At 50.5% G+C, this 19122-nt stretch carries 16 protein-coding genes and 1 pseudogene; 10 read left to right on the forward strand and 7 right to left on the reverse strand.

What is annotated here, in order from left to right:
* Positions 1-22: 22 nt before the first annotated feature.
* Positions 23-3985 (forward strand): trifunctional transcriptional regulator/proline dehydrogenase/L-glutamate gamma-semialdehyde dehydrogenase, encoded by a 3963-nt coding sequence (putA, locus tag K0335_RS19145; protein WP_160194081.1) that lies wholly within the window; start codon positions 23-25, stop codon positions 3983-3985.
* A gap of 92 nt (positions 3986-4077) precedes the next feature.
* Here the strand turns inward: putA and lpxM are convergent.
* The 7 genes and pseudogenes from lpxM to fliE form a co-directional block, all read right to left on the reverse strand.
* Positions 4078-5021 (reverse strand): annotated as a pseudogene (lpxM, locus tag K0335_RS19150) (lauroyl-Kdo(2)-lipid IV(A) myristoyltransferase).
* A 76-nt stretch (positions 5022-5097) separates the two neighbouring features.
* Positions 5098-6003, reverse strand: a complete 906-nt coding sequence (locus K0335_RS19155) for a VirK/YbjX family protein (protein ID WP_000202576.1) — start codon at positions 6001-6003, stop codon at positions 5098-5100.
* 45 nt (positions 6004-6048) lie between these two features.
* The gene (locus K0335_RS19160) at positions 6049-7137 is read right to left on the reverse strand and encodes a glycosyltransferase family 4 protein (protein WP_104920227.1); all 1089 of its coding nucleotides are present in this window, start codon (positions 7135-7137) and stop codon (positions 6049-6051) included.
* Between the two features lie 224 nt (positions 7138-7361).
* Positions 7362-8180 carry a polysaccharide deacetylase family protein gene (locus tag K0335_RS19165; RefSeq protein ID WP_104920226.1) on the reverse strand — a complete coding sequence of 273 codons (819 nt, stop codon included), beginning with the start codon at positions 8178-8180 and terminating at the stop codon, positions 7362-7364.
* Between the two features lie 180 nt (positions 8181-8360).
* Positions 8361-9629: a Y-family DNA polymerase gene (locus K0335_RS19170; protein ID WP_104920225.1), complete on the reverse strand. Its 1269-nt coding sequence runs from the start codon at positions 9627-9629 to the stop codon at positions 8361-8363.
* Complete coding sequence (locus K0335_RS19175) at positions 9629-10048, reverse strand: translesion error-prone DNA polymerase V autoproteolytic subunit (RefSeq protein WP_000897388.1); 420 nt, start codon at positions 10046-10048, stop codon at positions 9629-9631. Before K0335_RS19175 ends, K0335_RS19170 begins: the two co-directional genes overlap by 1 nt.
* Positions 10049-10305: 257 nt before the next feature.
* Entirely contained in the window at positions 10306-10620 is a 315-nt protein-coding gene (gene fliE, locus K0335_RS19180) for a flagellar hook-basal body complex protein FliE (RefSeq protein ID WP_001274309.1), read from the reverse strand.
* A 214-nt stretch (positions 10621-10834) separates the two neighbouring features.
* Between fliE and fliF the strand changes: the two genes are divergently transcribed.
* The 9 genes from fliF (at position 10835) to fliN (ending at position 19122) form a co-directional block, all read left to right on the forward strand.
* A complete protein-coding gene (gene fliF / locus K0335_RS19185) occupies positions 10835-12493 on the forward strand; it encodes a flagellar basal-body MS-ring/collar protein FliF (protein ID WP_000994479.1) in 1659 nt (552 codons plus the stop codon).
* On the forward strand, positions 12486-13481 hold the full coding sequence (gene fliG / locus K0335_RS19190; RefSeq protein ID WP_000067937.1) for a flagellar motor switch protein FliG: 996 nt from the start codon (positions 12486-12488) through the stop codon (positions 13479-13481). The genes fliF and fliG overlap by 8 nt, the downstream gene beginning before the upstream one ends.
* The gene (fliH, locus tag K0335_RS19195; RefSeq protein WP_104920224.1) at positions 13474-14160 is read left to right on the forward strand and encodes a flagellar assembly protein FliH; all 687 of its coding nucleotides are present in this window, start codon (positions 13474-13476) and stop codon (positions 14158-14160) included. Before fliG ends, fliH begins: the two co-directional genes overlap by 8 nt.
* Positions 14160-15530, forward strand: a complete 1371-nt coding sequence (fliI, locus tag K0335_RS19200; protein WP_000126981.1) for a flagellar protein export ATPase FliI — start codon at positions 14160-14162, stop codon at positions 15528-15530. Before fliH ends, fliI begins: the two co-directional genes overlap by 1 nt.
* A gap of 21 nt (positions 15531-15551) precedes the next feature.
* A complete protein-coding gene (fliJ, locus tag K0335_RS19205) occupies positions 15552-15995 on the forward strand; it encodes a flagellar export protein FliJ (protein WP_000807570.1) in 444 nt (147 codons plus the stop codon).
* A complete protein-coding gene (locus K0335_RS19210) occupies positions 15992-17140 on the forward strand; it encodes a flagellar hook-length control protein FliK (protein WP_180492133.1) in 1149 nt (382 codons plus the stop codon). Before fliJ ends, K0335_RS19210 begins: the two co-directional genes overlap by 4 nt.
* A gap of 104 nt (positions 17141-17244) precedes the next feature.
* Complete coding sequence (fliL, locus tag K0335_RS19215) at positions 17245-17703, forward strand: flagellar basal body-associated protein FliL (protein WP_000132542.1); 459 nt, start codon at positions 17245-17247, stop codon at positions 17701-17703.
* A 4-nt stretch (positions 17704-17707) separates the two neighbouring features.
* A complete protein-coding gene (gene fliM, locus K0335_RS19220; RefSeq protein WP_002431481.1) occupies positions 17708-18712 on the forward strand; it encodes a flagellar motor switch protein FliM in 1005 nt (334 codons plus the stop codon).
* The gene (gene fliN, locus K0335_RS19225) at positions 18709-19122 is read left to right on the forward strand and encodes a flagellar motor switch protein FliN (protein ID WP_001282105.1); all 414 of its coding nucleotides are present in this window, start codon (positions 18709-18711) and stop codon (positions 19120-19122) included. Before fliM ends, fliN begins: the two co-directional genes overlap by 4 nt.

The following is a 19122-nucleotide window of genomic DNA, read 5'->3' on the forward strand; positions in this document are numbered from 1 at the left end:
TCAGAACAACAGGAGTAATGGCATGGGAACCACCACCATGGGGGTTAAGCTGGACGACGCGACGCGTGAACGCATTAAGTCTGCCGCGACACGTATCGATCGCACACCGCACTGGTTAATTAAGCAGGCGATTTTTTCTTATCTTGAACAACTGGAAAACAGCGATACTCTGCCGGAGCTACCTGCGCTGCTTTCTGGCGCGGCCAATGAGAGCGATGAAGTACCGAATCCGGCAGAGGAACCACACCAGCCATTCCTCGACTTTGCCGAGCAAATTTTGCCACAGTCGGTTTCCCGTGCGGCTATCACCGCTGCCTATCGCCGCCCGGAAACCGAAGCGGTTTCGATGCTGCTGGAACAAGCTCGCCTGCCGCAGCCAGTTGCTGAACAGGCGCACAAACTGGCGTATCAACTGGCCGATAAACTGCGTAATCAAAAAAATGCCAGTGGTCGCGCAGGCATGGTTCAGGGATTATTGCAGGAGTTTTCGCTGTCATCGCAGGAAGGCGTGGCGCTGATGTGTCTGGCGGAAGCGCTATTGCGTATTCCCGACAAAGCCACCCGTGATGCGTTAATACGCGACAAAATCAGCAACGGTAACTGGCAGTCACATATTGGTCGTAGCCCGTCGCTGTTTGTTAATGCTGCCACCTGGGGGCTTCTCTTTACCGGCAAACTGGTTTCTACCCATAACGAAGCCAGCCTCTCCCGTTCGCTGAATCGTATTATCGGTAAGAGTGGCGAACCGCTAATCCGCAAAGGTGTGGATATGGCGATGCGCCTGATGGGCGAGCAGTTCGTCACTGGTGAAACCATCGCGGAAGCGTTAGCCAATGCCCGCAAGCTGGAAGAGAAAGGTTTCCGTTACTCCTACGATATGCTTGGCGAAGCCGCACTGACCGCAGCGGACGCGCAGGCGTATATGGTTTCCTATCAGCAGGCGATTCACGCCATTGGTAAAGCCTCCAATGGTCGCGGCATTTATGAAGGTCCGGGCATTTCAATCAAGCTGTCGGCGCTGCATCCGCGCTACAGCCGCGCCCAGTATGACCGGGTAATGGAAGAGCTTTACCCACGTCTGAAATCATTAACCTTGCTGGCGCGTCAGTACGATATTGGTATTAACATTGATGCCGAAGAGGCCGATCGTCTGGAGATCTCCCTCGATCTGTTGGAAAAGCTTTGTTTCGAGCCTGAACTGGCAGGCTGGAACGGCATCGGTTTTGTTATTCAGGCTTATCAAAAACGCTGCCCGCTGGTGATCGATTACCTGATTGATCTCGCCACCCGCAGCCGTCGCCGTCTGATGATTCGCCTGGTGAAAGGCGCGTACTGGGATAGTGAAATCAAACGTGCGCAAATGGACGGCCTTGAAGGTTATCCGGTTTATACCCGCAAGGTGTATACCGATGTTTCTTATCTCGCTTGTGCGAAAAAGCTGCTGGCGGTGCCAAATCTCATTTACCCGCAGTTTGCAACGCACAACGCCCACACGCTGGCGGCGATTTATCAACTGGCAGGTCAAAACTACTATCCGGGTCAGTACGAGTTCCAGTGCCTGCATGGTATGGGCGAGCCACTGTATGAGCAGGTCACCGGGAAAGTTGCCGACGGCAAACTTAACCGTCCGTGTCGTATTTATGCTCCGGTCGGTACCCATGAAACACTGCTGGCGTATCTGGTGCGTCGCCTGCTGGAAAACGGTGCTAACACCTCGTTTGTTAACCGTATTGCTGATACCTCTTTGCCACTGGATGAACTGGTTGCCGATCCAGTCACTGCAGTAGAAAAACTGGCGCAACAGGAAGGGCAAACTGGATTACCCCATCCGAAAATTCCCCTGCCGCGCGATCTTTACGGTCACGGGCGCGACAACTCGGCAGGGCTGGATCTCGCCAATGAACACCGGCTGGCATCACTCTCCTCTGCCCTGCTCAACAGTGCACTGCAAAAATGGCAGGCCTTGCCAATGCTGGAACAACCGGTAGCGGCTGGTGAGATGTCGCCCGTTATTAACCCGGCAGAGCCGAAAGATATTGTGGGCTATGTGCGTGAAGCCACGCCGCGTGAAGTAGAACTGGCGCTGGAAAGTGCGGTTAATAACGCGCCAATCTGGTTTGCCACGCCTCCGGCTGAACGCGCGGCGATTTTGCATCGCGCTGCCGTGCTGATGGAAAGCCAGATGCAGCAACTGATTGGTATTCTGGTGCGTGAAGCCGGAAAAACCTTCAGTAACGCCATTGCCGAAGTGCGTGAAGCCGTCGATTTTCTCCACTACTACGCGGGACAGGTGCGGGATGATTTCGCTAACGAAACCCACCGTCCATTAGGGCCTGTGGTGTGTATCAGCCCGTGGAATTTCCCGCTGGCGATTTTCACCGGGCAAATCGCTGCCGCACTGGCGGCAGGTAACAGCGTACTGGCAAAACCGGCAGAACAAACGCCGCTGATTGCCGCACAAGGGATTGCCATTTTGCTGGAAGCGGGTGTACCGCCAGGCGTGGTGCAGTTGTTGCCCGGTCAGGGTGAAACCGTAGGCGCGCAACTGACGGGTGATGATCGCGTGCGCGGGGTGATGTTTACCGGTTCAACCGAAGTCGCTACGTTACTGCAACGCAATATCGCCAGCCGCCTGGACGCTCAGGGCCGCCCAATTCCACTCATCGCAGAAACCGGCGGCATGAACGCGATGATTGTCGATTCCTCCGCCCTGACCGAACAGGTCGTCGTGGATGTACTGGCCTCGGCCTTCGACAGTGCAGGTCAGCGTTGTTCGGCGCTGCGCGTGCTGTGCCTGCAAGATGAGATTGCCGACCACACGCTGAAAATGCTGCGCGGCGCAATGGCCGAATGCCGGATGGGTAATCCGGGTCGCCTGACCACCGATATCGGTCCGGTGATTGATGGCGAAGCGAAGACCAATATTGAGCGCCATATTCAGACCATGCGTAGCAAAGGCCGTCCGGTGTTCCAGGCGGTGCGGGAAAACAGTGAAGATGCCCGCGAATGGCAAAGTGGCACCTTTGTCGCCCCGACGCTGATCGAACTGGATGATTTTGCCGAATTGCAAAAAGAGGTCTTTGGTCCGGTGCTGCATGTGGTGCGTTACAACCGTAATCAGTTGCCGGAACTGATCGAACAGATTAACGCTTCCGGTTATGGTCTGACGCTTGGCGTCCATACGCGCATTGATGAAACCATTGCCCAGGTCACTGGCTCGGCCCATGTCGGTAATCTGTATGTTAACCGTAATATGGTGGGCGCAGTGGTTGGGGTGCAACCATTCGGCGGCGAAGGGTTGTCCGGCACCGGGCCGAAAGCTGGCGGCCCGCTCTATCTCTACCGTCTGCTGGCGAATCGCCCGGAAAGTGCGCTGGCGGTGACACTGGCGCGTCAGGATGCAGAGTATCCGGTCGATGCGCAGTTGAAAGCCGCATTGACTCAGCCGCTAAATGCACTGCGGGAATGGGCGGCAAACCGTCCAGAATTGCAGGCGTTATGTACGCAATATGGCGAGTTGGCGCAGGCAGGAACACAACGATTGTTGCCAGGGCCGACGGGTGAACGCAACACCTGGACGCTGCTGCCGCGTGAGCGCGTGTTGTGTATTGCGGATGATGAACAGGATGCGCTGACTCAGCTCGCCGCCGTGCTGGCGGTGGGTAGCCAGGTGCTGTGGCCGGATGATGCGCTGCATCGTCAGTTAGTGAAGGCATTGCCATCGGCAGTCAGCGAACGTATTCAACAGGCGAAAGCGGAAAATATAACCGCTCAACCCTTTGATGCGGTGATCTTCCACGGTGATTCGGATCAGCTTCGCGCATTGTGTGAAGCCGTTGCCGCGCGGGATGGTGCAATTGTTTCAGTGCAGGGTTTTGCCCGTGGCGAAAGCAATATCCTGCTGGAACGGTTGTATATCGAGCGTTCGCTGAGCGTGAATACCGCTGCCGCTGGCGGTAACGCCAGTTTAATGACGATCGGTTAAGCAGGTTGCCGGATGCGACGTGCAACGCGTCTCATCCGGCATGATCGGTAGCAACGCTCATTTCATCAGCTGCTAACCAACGCATGGTAATGTCATGGATACGGGTCAACCTCATTAGGCTTGCGTGTTTTCAATAATTTCAACATCCAGGTATATTGTTCTGGATTTGGTCTGATAAAACTTTCTATCTCTTCATTTATCCGTCGGGCTATCGTTTTATCATCTGCTGTCGATAAATCGACCATTGGAGTGTGAATTTCAATGGTCAGGATATGTTTTTTTGCATCGTAGGTAGGAAAGAGGGGGATAATCTTCGCCTGAGTTATTTTAGCCAACCGTCCTGGTACAGGTAATGTCGCTTTATAAGTTGCGAAAAAAAATCAACAAACTCACTATGCTCTGGACCATGATCCTGATCAGGTAAGTAATATCCCCAATATCCCTGACGTACAGACTGAATAAATGGTTTTATCCCGTCATTTCGGGCATGTAGTCTTCCACCGAAAATACGGCGTACAACATTCCAGGTATAATCCAACACCGCATTACGCTGGTTATGGAACATAGCTGCCATTTTTTGGTTCTGAAAAGCCATCAACATCGCCGGAAGATCTACACACCAACCATGCGGAACAAGAAAAATTACTTTGTCGTTGTTATATTTAATTTCTTCCAGGATATTTTTATTTTTCCAGTGTACGCGCGGAAGGATTTTTTCCGGCCCGCGAATAACTAACTCTGCCAGCATCACGATAGATTGCAATGCTGTGGCAAACATAGCGTCAACAATGCTCTCGCATTCTTTCTTACTACGTTCCGGGAAGCAAAGAGCCAGATTAATCAATGCCCGCCGACGAGCATTTTTCCCCAACCGTCCGACCACACGCCCAAGTTTACCCAGAGCAGGATCACGAATTGATGGAGGGATGAACGCAAAGATTACTATGATTATCAGGCCACACCATGTACTCCAATAACGCGGAAGTAAGAAAGATTTCTTAAATTCAGGAATAAACTCAAACTGTTTTTTTCTCATTTTTTATATAAGCTGGCTTGTTTTATTACATTACTGGCGAGGCAAGATGCCAAAAGTGTTACCTGCCAGACTCTGACTAATTCAGGCGGGCCGTAATCTCCTCACGAATCTGATCCAACAATGCATACCGTTTTCTATATTCTGACCTTTTTTTACTGGGAAGATCATCAAGCGGCTTACGCTCGACACATATCGGCAATCGATACCAGTTATTGTGTGGTCGGCCAGCAATAGATTCCCAAAAATCACTGTATACGGCAACAAAGGTTTTACTCTTTTGGTAGCGGTATCTCAACTGTTTGAAAACATGACTCTGCTCGCTGACGGCTAAAATATCAGTAATACCACAGAATCCCATCAACGAACAAAGAACCTCAAAAATAATTCGCTTCGGAAATAGCCCATAACAGGCTTTAGTGGCATCCCGAATAACTTCCGGGCCAATATTTTTTGGTGCTCCCTGTAGTCCGCCAATAAACGCACAACGGTCGTTCTTTGTCCTAATAATGGAACACGATAGTCGGGCAACAGGTATCTTGTTGAAATAAAGTGATAGCATTAATTCCCCTTCACGGTCAAAGTTGCATGGAGAACACTGAATATCAAAATGTTCACCATTTTTTCCCGCGAATTGAATGAGCGATACTGTCTCACACGGAAATAAAAACGTCTGATATTTATGCGGTAAACTCTGAACAAATCGATAATGTCCGATAATATACTCCCCGCGGGTATGTGCACATCCCCCTTTATGTAAATAAGGTCTATGGATTTTTGCAGGTAATGTAGGGTGTATCTCCAGGAGTTTATCGATGGATTGTAGTGAAAGTAACTTATAATAATACTGAACGCTGGCAACAGGATTTAATATGCATCGCAGAAGATACATGAATCTAAATTTCTTGTTCTCCCATTTTCCATGCAGAGAACCACGGGCCAAAAGAACTTCTTTCAGGAAAGCTGAAAATAGCAAGCTGGTCATAAGATATCCGTAAATATGGCACTAATGGAATATACTGGAAGTTATTTATTCACAACTAGCAAAACCTGGAATAATCGATACTGTTTTGTTAATATCAAAACGGTTTGCCACATCATATTTTGCCTGATGTGCCATTTGGCAGAAGTGTTCTGGTCGTTCAAAAAAATCATTCAGTGCACTTCTCCAAACTTGCATATCCCCGGCGGGTAACAATGTTCCCGTCCGGTTATGCTGAATCACATCGGGAAGTCCTCCAACGTGATTTGCAAATACAGGTATGGAAAACACGGAAGCCTCAGCAGCAACCATGCCAAAAGATTCGTTTTCAGAAGGCATGACGATCAGATTAGCAATTTTATATATTGATGATACAGGGAAAATACCACCAGAAATCAACACATTATCATGCATATCTAAATCATCAACGATAGCTCGCAGACGTCTCTCATTCTCAACACTCCCGCTGCCAACGACCAACCATCGAAACTTTCGGCCTTCCTTTTTCAGGCGGAATAACAAATTCAGCATGAATTCATGTCCTTTCTCAGGACGTAACATACCGATTTGTACGATAACCGGCCCCTCCCCTGAGTCTGCTAACCACGCCTTTATATGAGGAGGAACAGGACTGTGGGACTCTTCATATATCTTATCGAAATCAAAACCAGGGGGAACGATAGTAATGTTTGTGCGGACACCGCAGTGCATCAAGTGTTTTCTGGTCGCTTCTCCAGGCACTATTATGTCATCACATAAATAATTTAATGAAAAATTTTTTGTTCTCTTTGTCAGGTATGTCTTCTGCCTGATAATACGGAATCTGTCTTTCCAGCATAGCAACCGTGTCAAACCAACAATATTACTGTCATGACCACTATGGCAAATAACCACATGTGGTCTAAAACGTTGACATATCCCCAGTAATTTTAATACCGATGAAATGTGAAGACTGTTTTTAAAGGGAACAAAGATAACATCAATATTTTGTTTTTTCGCTTCGGAAGCTATTTTACTTTTTTCCCTGCAAACCAGTAAGACAGAATGCCTTTTTTTTCTTATAGCTACCATTTGGGCCACAGTCTGTAGTTCTTGCCCGCCAATATTGGGCGACGATTCAGTGAATAATATATTCATTGTTTGGTAATCCCTCTACTTTTTAGCTATGGCCAATAAAATTTGTCGTGACTTACTGACCATGCAAACATCCTTTTACATCGGAATATTGCTCATAGTTCACTGGCGCAGAAATTTTAGAAACATTCTATTCGAGAAATATATGAATCCAATGCTTCTCTCGTTCTGTTGCATTCTCATAAATGTTATAACACATGCAAATTGAAGCATGACGACTATATTCATCAATCAGTTACTCTGGGGCCTTTATAAAGGGCCAACAAAGAAGAAAACAGTGGTGTCGTATAACAGAAAAGACGTCTTTTAAGCCATGCCGAGTGTTCTCGCTCTTTAGTGCTAATCCGTCCCAAACGCAAGGTTCCATTTGTACGGTTATTCATTCTTCTTTCTGTTGTGTATAAATACGAAAACCCAAGTTCTTCAGCCACTTTAATATAATTGCTATTGTAATATCCTTCTGGCCAGCAAAAATGTTTACTGCACTTCCCTATTTTATCCAGAAATACTTTTCTGCTCTCCAGAATATCTTGCTTAAGATATTGACATTGTTCTTCCCGAGAACTGTACATTTTGTCCCAGCGAATATGAGAATGGGTATGAATGTGGAATTCAACCAATCCTGAACTCAGCATTACGGCTACTTCTGACCAACGAAGCATCACATCATCAGCATTATCTTTATTTATTATTTGCTCACAATCCTGATGAGAATACTCTCTTTTCTGAAATGACCGTATCGGACCATCACCTATAAGTCCGGCAATCAAAAATATATGAGCTTTGAGATTAAACTCTTTTAATACCGGATAGACCTGAAACCAGTTATCCAGATAGCCATCATCAAAAGTCAACATTACACTTTTACGAGGAAGTTCACCACCTTCGTAAAAATATTCAATTTCATCTGAAGTCACCGTTTTCCATTTATGATCAGCCAACCATTTCATCTGCTCCCGAAATGTTTTTGGCGAAAGTGTGACAAGCCCTGGACAGTTACTGACATGATGGTACATCAACACAGGGAGATTTTTTGCCTTTCGCATATATTTCTTTTTTTTCAGAAAAAATTCTATTAAATTGATAGATTACAAATATTACATCATCGGGCGCTATAAAATAGTGCCCGATAATTTTTATGTTCTTGTATTAGATATTAGCGAATTGGAAGTGATATAAAAATCAGGTCAATCATGTATATTCGATACACTGTTGCCAGACCATGTTTACCTTACACAAAGAAGATCCGAAGCTCGTGTTGTATATCGTGGTGACAACATCCCACGCTTCATCTTCCACTCTTGCTGGATGCCCTGCCCGGCAAAATAGAGCGTGCCACGACCTTCCCTGGCATTGAGCATGTCGAGCACAGCCATCAACTCCTCACTACCAGCGCGCGGTGCGTTGTCATCAAACAAATTCAGTTGCGCCACTCCACGACTAAAAAAATCCCCCAACATCACCCCCGCTTTCTGGTAGCGATGCTCCTCTTGCCATATTGCATCCAGGCATCGGATCGCCGCCTTAATAATATCCCTGCTGTCCTGAGTGGGCGTCAGCAGCTTCACCGAAGCGCTATTGCTGTAATACGGTTCATTAAGCGAAAACGGCGATGTTTTTACAAACGTGGAGATAAAGCGGCAATACTGGTGCTCGCTACGCAGTTTTTCTGCCGCACGTGAGGCATAACTGCATATGGCCTGGCGCATCGCCTCGTAGTCGGTTACGCGTTCGCCAAACGACCGCGAGCAGACGATCTCTTGTTTTGCTGGCGCAAATTCTTCCATTTCCAGGCAAGGTTCACCACGCAACTCCCGTACTGTTCTTTCAAGCACCACATTAAAGTGTTTTCGAATAAAGCGGATATCCGTATCCGCGAGATCAAGTACGGTTTTTATTCCCATCGCCTCCAGCTTTTTGCTGATGCGTCGGCCAATCCCCCAGACGTCCTCAACCGGAAGTACCGCCATTAATTTGCGCTGACGCTCGCGGTTCGATAAATCCACCACGCCCCCAGTTTGTCTTTGCCATTTTTTAGCCGCATGGTTGGCGAGTTTGGCCAGCGTCTTGGTTTGTGCAATGCCGACGCCAACCGTTAGATGTGTACGCTGAAAAAGGGTCTGGCGAATTTCACGACCAAAATCTGTTAAATCCCGGCAGTTACGCACACCGGTTAAATCACAAAATGCTTCATCGATACTGTAAATTTCGACTCTGGGCGACAACTCCTCCAACGTACACATCACCCGGTTGCTCATATCGGCATAGAGTTCATAGTTACTGCTGAAACAGACCACACCACTGCGATGAAACAGATCCTTTTGTTTAAAATAGGGCTCCCCCATTTTGACACCGAGTGCTTTTGCTTCTGCACTGCGGGCAATGACGCAACCATCGTTATTGGAAAGCACAACCACCGGTTTTCCCCATAAATCCGGGCGAAACACGACCTCGCAGCTGGCATAAAACGAATTCACGTCACAAAGGGCAAACATCAGCGTACGGCCTTCACCACATGCGTGACTACCCCAAATACGTTCAGCGATTCTTCGCTGCCAAGAGTAATGGGCGAATAAGCACTGTTCATCGGCACAAGCTGTACAGAGGGGCGCAGTTGCAATCTTTTGACGGTGAACTCACCGTCCACGGCAGCAATAACAATATCGCCGTGGCTGGCAGTAATGGCGCTGTCAACCACCAGCAGATCGCCATCGCCAATCCCGGCCTCAATCATTGAATCTCCCGCTGCTTTAACAAAATAGGTCGCGCTGGGATGTTGAATCACTAACTGGTTAAGATCGATTCGCTGCTCAACGTAGTCAGCTGCCGGTGACGGAAAACCACACGGCACAAGGTCACTAAACAAAGGAAGTGTAATGATTTCACGAAGTTCCGCAGGCTTGATAAACAACATGATAATCCGCCTAAATACACTGTTTTTATATACAGTATATTCTTATGGCGAATAGATCAATGTGAGTAGTGGCTATCAATTGCGAGCACAGAGGGAAAAGTGTAAGGATAGCCTCAGATGAGCAAGGGGCTTTTCACGCTGAAACAGCCAGGGAATTAACTCATTTTAAACCAGAAATTGAGCGAGTTTGCCCCATCAATGCCCCACGCTGTGAGTTTGGATGTCATTAAACAAGCACAATCAACACGTAATACAACCTACACCTGCATACTCATCACTTCCTGGTACGCCGCCACCAGCTTATTACGCACCTGAATCCCCATTTGCATAGACACTGAGGCTTTTTGCATATCGGTCATCACATCGTTCAGTGCCACGCCAGGTTCGCCGAGCGTGAATTTTTCTGCCTGCACGCGGGCGGTGTTTTGTGTGTCGCTAATACGATCGAGTGCCGCGTGCAGTTGCCCGGCAAAACTGATCGTCGGTTGCGGCATTGGCTCCTGCGCGCGGGCGCTCATCGCCGTTGCCTGTAACTGGCTGATAACGCCCTGAATACCCTGTATTGCTGACATATTCATCTCCCGGATAATTTCTGGTAGCAAAGCCTACCAGCAAGTCAATAAGACAAAGGCGTTAAATAACGACAAAAAATCGGGTTAATTGGCGCATAGAAAAAAACAAAACCACAAATAATGTGACGGTCAATTTTTCGAGTTTGCTGACCCGGGAGTGAGTCTTGTTCCACTTTGCCAATAACGCCGTCCATAATCAGCCGCGAGGTGCGCGATGAATGCGACTGCAGCCCAGACGAAATCTCTTGAGTGGCTTAATCGCCTGCGCGCGAATCCCAGAATTCCATTGATTGTTGCCGGTTCCGCGGCTGTAGCGGTTATTGTCGCTCTGATTCTGTGGGCAAAAGCCCCTGACTACCGCACGTTATTTAGCAACCTTTCCGATCAGGATGGCGGTGCAATCGTCAGCCAACTGACGCAAATGAATATTCCTTACCGCTTCAGTGAAGTCAGTGGCGCCATTGAAGTTCCCGCGGATAAGGTCCACGAGCTGCGTCTGCGCCTGGCACAACAAGGTTTGCCAAAAGGCGGTGCGGTCGGTTTTGAACTGCTCGATCAGGAAAAATTTGGCATTAGCCAGTTCAGTGAGCAGGTAAATTATCAGCGGGCGCTGGAAGGTGAACTATCCCGCACCATCGAGACCATCGGCCCGGTAAAAGGGGCTCGCGTGCATCTGGCGATGCCAAAACCGTCTTTATTTGTGCGTGAGCAAAAATCCCCTTCTGCATCGGTGACAGTAAATCTGCTCCCAGGCCGCGCACTGGACGAAGGGCAGATCAGCGCCATTGTGCATCTGGTTTCCAGTGCGGTTGCCGGGCTGCCACCAGGTAACGTCACGCTGGTGGATCAAAGCGGGCATTTGTTAACCCAATCCAACACCAGCGGGCGTGATCTTAATGACGCTCAGTTGAAATATGCCAGCGATGTCGAAGGGCGTATTCAGCGTCGTATTGAAGCGATCCTTTCACCTATTGTCGGCAACGGTAATGTTCACGCCCAGGTAACGGCGCAACTGGATTTCGCCAGTAAAGAACAAACCGAAGAGCAGTATCGGCCAAATGGTGATCAATCCCAGGCAACGTTGCGTTCTCGCCAGGTCAATGAGAGCGAGCAGAGCGGTTCTGGTTATCCGGGCGGTGTACCGGGTGCACTATCGAATCAACCGGCTCCCGCAAATAGCGCGCCGATCAGCACGCCTCCGGCAAATCAAAACAATCGTCAACAACAGACGAGCACCAGCAGTAACAGTGGACCGCGTAGCACGCAGCGTAATGAAACCAGTAACTACGAGGTCGATCGCACTATTCGTCATACCAAAATGAATGTGGGCGATGTGCAACGATTATCCGTTGCGGTGGTGGTGAATTACAAAGCAACTCCGGATGGCAAACCGTTGCCACTGAGCGCCGAACAGATGAAGCAGATTGAAGATCTGACCCGCGAGGCGATGGGCTTTTCTGAAAAACGTGGCGACTCACTGAATGTGGTTAATTCGCCATTCAACACCAGCGACGAAAGCGGTGGAGAATTGCCGTTCTGGCAACAACAGGTATTTATCGATCAGTTGCTGAGCGCCGGACGCTGGTTGCTGGTGCTGCTGGTGGCGTGGCTACTGTGGCGTAAAGCGGTACGCCCACAATTAACTCGTCGCGTCGAGGCAGTAAAAGCCGTACAGCAACAGGCACAGGCCCGCCAGGAAGTGGAAGATGCGGTGGAAGTGCGCCTGAGCAAAGACGAGCAGTTGCAGCAACGTCGCGCTAATCAGCGGATGAGCGCAGAAATGATGAGTCAGCGTATCCGTGAAATGTCTGATAACGATCCGCGCGTAGTCGCGCTGGTCATTCGCCAGTGGATAAATAACGATCATGAGTAACCTGACAGGCACCGACAAGAGCGTCATCCTGCTGATGACCATCGGCGAAGACCGGGCGGCAGAGGTGTTTAAGCATCTCTCCCAGCGCGAAGTGCAAACCCTGAGCGCAGCGATGGCTAACGTCAGCCAGATCTCCAACAAGCAGTTAACCGATGTGCTGTCCGAGTTTGAGCAAGAAGCAGAACAGTTTGCCGCACTGAATATCAACGCTAACGATTATCTGCGTTCGGTATTGGTGAAAGCCCTTGGCGAAGAGCGTGCCGCCAGTCTGCTGGAAGATATTCTCGAAACCCGCGATACCGCCAGCGGTATTGAAACGCTCAACTTTATGGAGCCGCAGAGTGCGGCCGATCTTATTCGTGACGAACATCCGCAGATTATCGCCACTATCCTGGTGCATCTGAAACGCGCCCAGGCCGCCGATATTCTGGCGTTGTTCGATGAGCGTCTGCGCCACGATGTGATGTTGCGTATCGCTACCTTTGGCGGCGTGCAACCTGCCGCACTGGCGGAACTGACCGAAGTACTGAATGGTCTGCTCGACGGTCAGAATCTCAAGCGCAGCAAAATGGGCGGCGTGAGAACAGCAGCCGAAATTATCAACCTGATGAAAACTCAGCAGGAAGAAGCGGTTATTTCTGCCGTGCGTGAATTCGACGGCGAACTGGCGCAAAAAATTATCGACGAGATGTTCCTGTTCGAAAATCTGGTGGATGTCGACGATCGCAGCATCCAGCGTCTGTTGCAGGAAGTGGATTCCGAATCGTTGCTGATCGCGCTGAAAGGGGCCGAGCAGCCACTGCGCGAGAAATTCCTGCGCAATATGTCGCAGCGTGCCGCCGATATTCTGCGCGACGACCTCGCCAACCGTGGTCCGGTGCGTCTGTCGCAGGTGGAAAACGAACAGAAAGCGATTCTGCTGATTGTGCGCCGCCTTGCCGAAACTGGCGAGATGGTGATTGGCAGCGGCGAGGATACCTATGTCTGATAATCTGCCGTGGAAAACCTGGATGCCGGACGATCTCGCCCCACCACAGGCGGAGTTTGTACCCGTGGTTGAGCCTGAAGAGATCACCACTGAAGAGACCGAACCCAGCCTTGAGCAGCAACTGGCGCAACTACAAATGCAGGCCCACGAGCAAGGTTATCAGGCAGGTATTACCGAAGGTCGTCAGAAAGGCCACGAACAAGGCTATCAGGAAGGCCTGGCCCAGGGGCTGGAACAAGGTCTGGCTGAGGCGAAGTCTCAACAAGCGCCGATTCATGCCCGAATGCAGCAACTGGTCAGTGAGTTTCAAACTACCCTTGATGCGCTTGATAGTGTGATTGCTTCGCGCCTGATGCAAATGGCACTGGAGGCGGCGCGCCAGGTGATCGGCCAGGCGCCAACGGTGGACAACTCAGCACTGATCAAACAGATCCAACTGTTGTTACAGCAAGAACCGTTATTCAGCGGTAAACCGCAGTTACGTGTACACCCGGATGATCTGCAACGTGTTGATGAGATGCTCGGCGCAACCTTAAGTTTACATGGCTGGCGCTTGCGTGGCGATCCGACACTCCATCCTGGTGGTTGTAAAGTCTCCGCCGATGAAGGCGACCTTGATGCCAGCGTCGCCACTCGTTGGCAAGAACTCTGCCGTCTGGCAGCACCTGGAGTGGTGTGATGACTGCCCGACTGACACGCTGGCTGACCATGCTGGATAACTTTGAAGCCAAAATGGCGCAACTGCCCACGGTGCGTCGCTACGGGCGATTAACCCGCGCGACCGGACTGGTGCTGGAAGCCACCGGCTTACAACTGCCACTCGGGGCGACCTGTGTCATTGAACGTCAGGAAGGTACGGAAACCCGCGAAGTAGAAAGCGAAGTGGTTGGCTTTAACGGTCAACGGCTGTTTTTAATGCCGCTGGAAGAAGTCGAAGGTGTTCTGCCTGGTGCTCGCGTTTATGCCAAAAATATCTCCGGCGACGGACTGCAAAGCGGCAAACAGCTCCCACTTGGTCCGGCGTTGTTAGGTCGCGTTCTGGATGGCAGTGGTAAACCGCTCGATGGCCTGCCCTCCCCCGATACGACAGAAACCGGTGCGCTGATCACCCCGCCATTTAACCCATTGCAACGAACACCGATTGAACATGTGCTGGACACGGGCGTGCGCCCAATCAATGCCCTGCTTACCGTTGGTCGCGGGCAGCGTATGGGGCTATTTGCTGGTTCTGGTGTCGGTAAAAGTGTGCTGCTGGGGATGATGGCACGTTACACCCGCGCCGATGTCATTGTCGTGGGTTTGATTGGTGAACGTGGGCGCGAAGTAAAAGATTTTATTGAGAATATCCTCGGTGCCGAAGGGCGTGCACGCTCCGTGGTGATTGCCGCTCCGGCGGATGTTTCTCCGCTTCTGCGAATGCAAGGTGCCGCCTATGCCACGCGTATTGCCGAAGATTTTCGCGATCGTGGTCAGCATGTGTTGTTAATTATGGACTCCCTCACTCGCTACGCGATGGCCCAGCGTGAGATTGCGCTGGCAATTGGCGAACCGCCTGCCACCAAAGGTTATCCACCGTCGGTATTCGCCAAATTACCGGCGCTGGTCGAGCGTGCCGGTAACGGTATCAGCGGCGGCGGCTCAATTACGGCGTTTTATACCGTGCTCACCGAAGGCGATGACCAGCAGGACCCGATTGCCGACTCCGCACGGGCGATCCTCGACGGTCACATTGTACTTTCTCGTCGTCTGGCGGAAGCCGGACACTATCCGGCGATTGATATTGAAGCGTCGATCAGCCGTGCAATGACGGCGTTGATCAGCGAGCAACATTACGCGCGGGTACGCACATTCAAGCAACTGTTGTCGAGTTTTCAACGTAACCGCGATCTGGTCAGCGTCGGTGCGTACGCCAAAGGCAGCGATCCCATGCTTGATAAAGCCATCGCCCTGTGGCCGCAACTGGAAGGGTTTTTGCAACAAGGTATTTTTGAACGCGCGAGCTGGGAAGAGTCTCTCCAGGGGCTGGAGCGTATATTCCCGACCGTGTGAAAACGCAGGAGATAACAGCAGATGGCAGAACATGGCGCCCTGGCGACCTTGAAAGATCTGGCAGAAAAAGAGGTGGATGATGCCGCCCGCCTGCTGGGAGAAATGCGTCGCGGATGTCAGCAGGCGGAAGAACAACTCAAAATGCTGATCGATTATCAGAATGAATATCGCAACACGTTGAGCAACGATATGAGTCAGGGGATCGCCAGTAATCGCTGGATTAACTATCAACAGTTTATCCAGACGCTGGAAAAAGCCATCACTCAGCATCGCCAACAACTTAACCAGTGGACGCAAAAAGTTGATATCGCGTTGAGCAGTTGGCGGGAGAAAAAACAACGTTTGCAGGCCTGGCAGACTCTCCAGGAACGGCAATCGACGGCGGCACTGTTGGCAGAAAACCGCCTCGACCAAAAAAAGATGGATGAATTCGCCCAGCGCGCCGCGATGAGGAAAAGCGATTGATTATACCAGCACTGATCACCACTGATGTGGACCTTACCACTCTACTTCCAGGTGCCAAAGACACTGATGTCGCGCAGGATTTTCTCGCCCTGGTGGCAGAGGCGTTAGGTACGGAAAAAACTGTTCTTTCTGCAGAAGAACAACCATTGCCAAAAGGCGTTCCGGCAAAACTGACAGAGAATGTGCTTGAGCTGTTGCCTGATGAAATGGCAGATAAGCTAAGTGTGTTGTCTTCTCTGACGAATACGTTGCCTGCTCCACTGAAAAGCAGCACACCGTTAGCTGCCCCACAATTATTTCGTCCGGGTGAAAAGGCCGCAGAAACAGAATCAACGGATGATGATGTTGCCGCACTCAGTGCGCTCTTTGCCATGCTGCCAGGCACATCCCCCGTTGCAGTGACGTCAGGTGAAAGTGCAGATACCGTGCAAACTGCGCAAAATAATGCTGAGTTAACTCAGTCAGTTAACGTACGTGCTGCCTTAGCCGATAAACCACAAAATGAATCTGCTGGTGAAGCGTTAACTGTGCCACTCGCCACGCCAGTCAACAATACTCAGCCAGACAACGTTCCGCACAGTCCGGTGGCGAATCCGCTGCCGCTAAACGCGGGGGATAATGTCGCGGCGCCACAGCCAACAGCAACCGTCATGATGACCAGTAGCAGTACCCCGCAGCCGCTTTCGCCAGCTTCATCGCCCGCGCCCGTGGTCAGCGCCCCGCTGGGTAGCCATGAATGGCAGCAGGCAATAAGCCAGCACATTACGTTATTTACCCGCCAGGGTCAGCAACGTGCAGAGCTTCGCTTACACCCGGAAGATCTGGGCCAGGTGCAAATCTCGCTAAAAATCGATGATAACCAGGCGCAAATCCAGATGGTTTCTGCTCATAGCCATGTCCGGGCCGCACTGGAAGCGGCATTGCCCGTTTTACGCACGCAACTGGCAGAGAGCGGTATCCAGTTGGGGCAGAGCAATATCAGTGGTGAGAGTTTTAACGGTCAGCAACATGCGTCTTCTCATCAACCACAACATGCCCGTACGCCGCAAGCCGGTTTAAGTGCAGAAGATGAAGTCACACTGGCTGTCCCCGCTTCGCTGACACGTGTCGGTCATGGCGACGGCGCAGTAGATATTTTTGCTTAAAGGCAGAGATAGCGTGAATAACCCTGTCTTTTCCACGCTTTGTCACGCGCAGGACACGGGATAATCACGCTATAAGCTGTAGTGAAACAGGAATCTCACATCAAATGACTGACACCGCATCGGGCATAAAAAGCAAGCGTTCTCTCTGGGTGCCGCTGCTGGTATTCATCACGGTTATAGCCTGTATTAGCGCAGGCTATAGTTACTGGCGTTTGCAACATCCGCCCACCAGTAAAAAAGTCACGCCGCCGACATCACCTGTGTTTTACGCACTGGACACCTTTACGGTGAATCTCGGCGACGCCGACCGTGTTTTGTATATCGGTATTACATTGCGCCTGAAAGATGAAGCCACGCGTTCGCGTCTTAGTGAGTATCTGCCTGAAGTGCGCAGCCGTTTATTGCTGTTGTTTTCCCGTCAGGATGCCAGTGTGCTCTCAACGGAAGAAGGAAAACAGCAACTGATCAAGGCAATCAAAGAGACTCTGGCCGTTCCCCTTGTTGCCGGGCAACCTAAGCAGGACGTTACCGACGTTTTGTATACAGCCTTTATTCTGCGGTAGAGACATGGGTAATAGTATTCTTTCTCAGGCTGAAATCGATGCGCTGCTCAACGGAGACAGCGAGACCAAAGACGAACCTATAAGCGGTATCACTAATGAGAGTGATATTCGCCCGTATGATCCCAATACCCAGCGGCGAGTTGTGCGTGAGCGCTTGCAGGCACTGGAAATCATTAACGAGCGTTTTGCCCGTCATTTCCGTATGGGATTGTTCAACCTGCTACGCCGTAGCCCGGATATTACCGTCGGTGCGATTCGTATTCAGCCATATCACGAATTTGCCCGCAATTTGCCGGTGCCCACTAACCTTAACCTGATCCACCTTAAACCGTTACGTGGTACAGGGCTGGTGGTGTTCTCCCCTGCTTTGGTGTTTATCGCTGTCGATAACCTGTTTGGTGGTGACGGACGTTTCCCAACGAAGGTTGAAGGCCGGGAGTTTACTCACACCGAACAGCGTGTCATTAACCGCATGTTGAAGCTGGCCCTGGAAGGTTACCGCGACGCATGGAAAGCCATTAACCCGCTGGAAGTGGAGTATGTGCGTTCGGAAATGCAGGTGAAGTTCACCAATATCACCACCTCACCAAACGATATTGTGGTTAACACGCCATTTCATGTGGAGATTGGCAACCTGACTGGTGAATTTAATATCTGCCTGCCTTTCAGCATGATTGAGCCGTTGCGGGAGCTGCTGGTTAACCCGCCGTTGGAAAACTCGCGTCATGAAGATCAGAACTGGCGCAATAACCTGGTACGCCAGGTGCAGCACTCGCAACTGGAACTGGTGGCGAACTTTGCCGAAATTTCGCTGCGACTTTCGCAGATATTGAAGCTAAAACCTGGCGACGTTCTGCCAATAGAAAAACCTGACCGCATAATTGCCCATGTCGATGGCGTTCCGGTGCTGACCAGTCAGTACGGTACTCTCAACGGCCAATATGCGTTACGAATTGAACATTTGATTAACCCGATTTTGAATTCTCTGAACGAGGAACAGCCCAAATGAGTGACATGAATAATCCGGCCGATGAGAACAACGGCGCACTGGACGATCTGTGGGCTGAGGCATTAAGCGAGCAACAAACAACCAGTAGCAAAAGCGCTACCGATGCGGTGTTCCAGCAACTGGGGGGCGGTGACGTCAGCGGTACGTTGCAGGATATCGATCTGATTATGGATATTCCGGTGAAGCTGACGGTGGAGCTGGGCCGTACACGAATGACAATTAAGGAGTTGTTGCGCCTGACACAAGGTTCTGTAGTAGCTCTGGATGGTCTGGCTGGCGAACCGCTGGATATTCTGATTAATGGTTATCTGATTGCCCAGGGGGAAGTGGTGGTAGTTGCCGATAAATACGGCGTGCGGATCACCGATATCATTACACCTTCTGAACGTATGCGCCGCCTGAGCCGTTGA

The organism is Escherichia sp. GZ89 (genome assembly GCF_019366485.1).
GTDB classification, from domain to species: domain Bacteria; phylum Pseudomonadota; class Gammaproteobacteria; order Enterobacterales; family Enterobacteriaceae; genus Escherichia; species Escherichia fergusonii.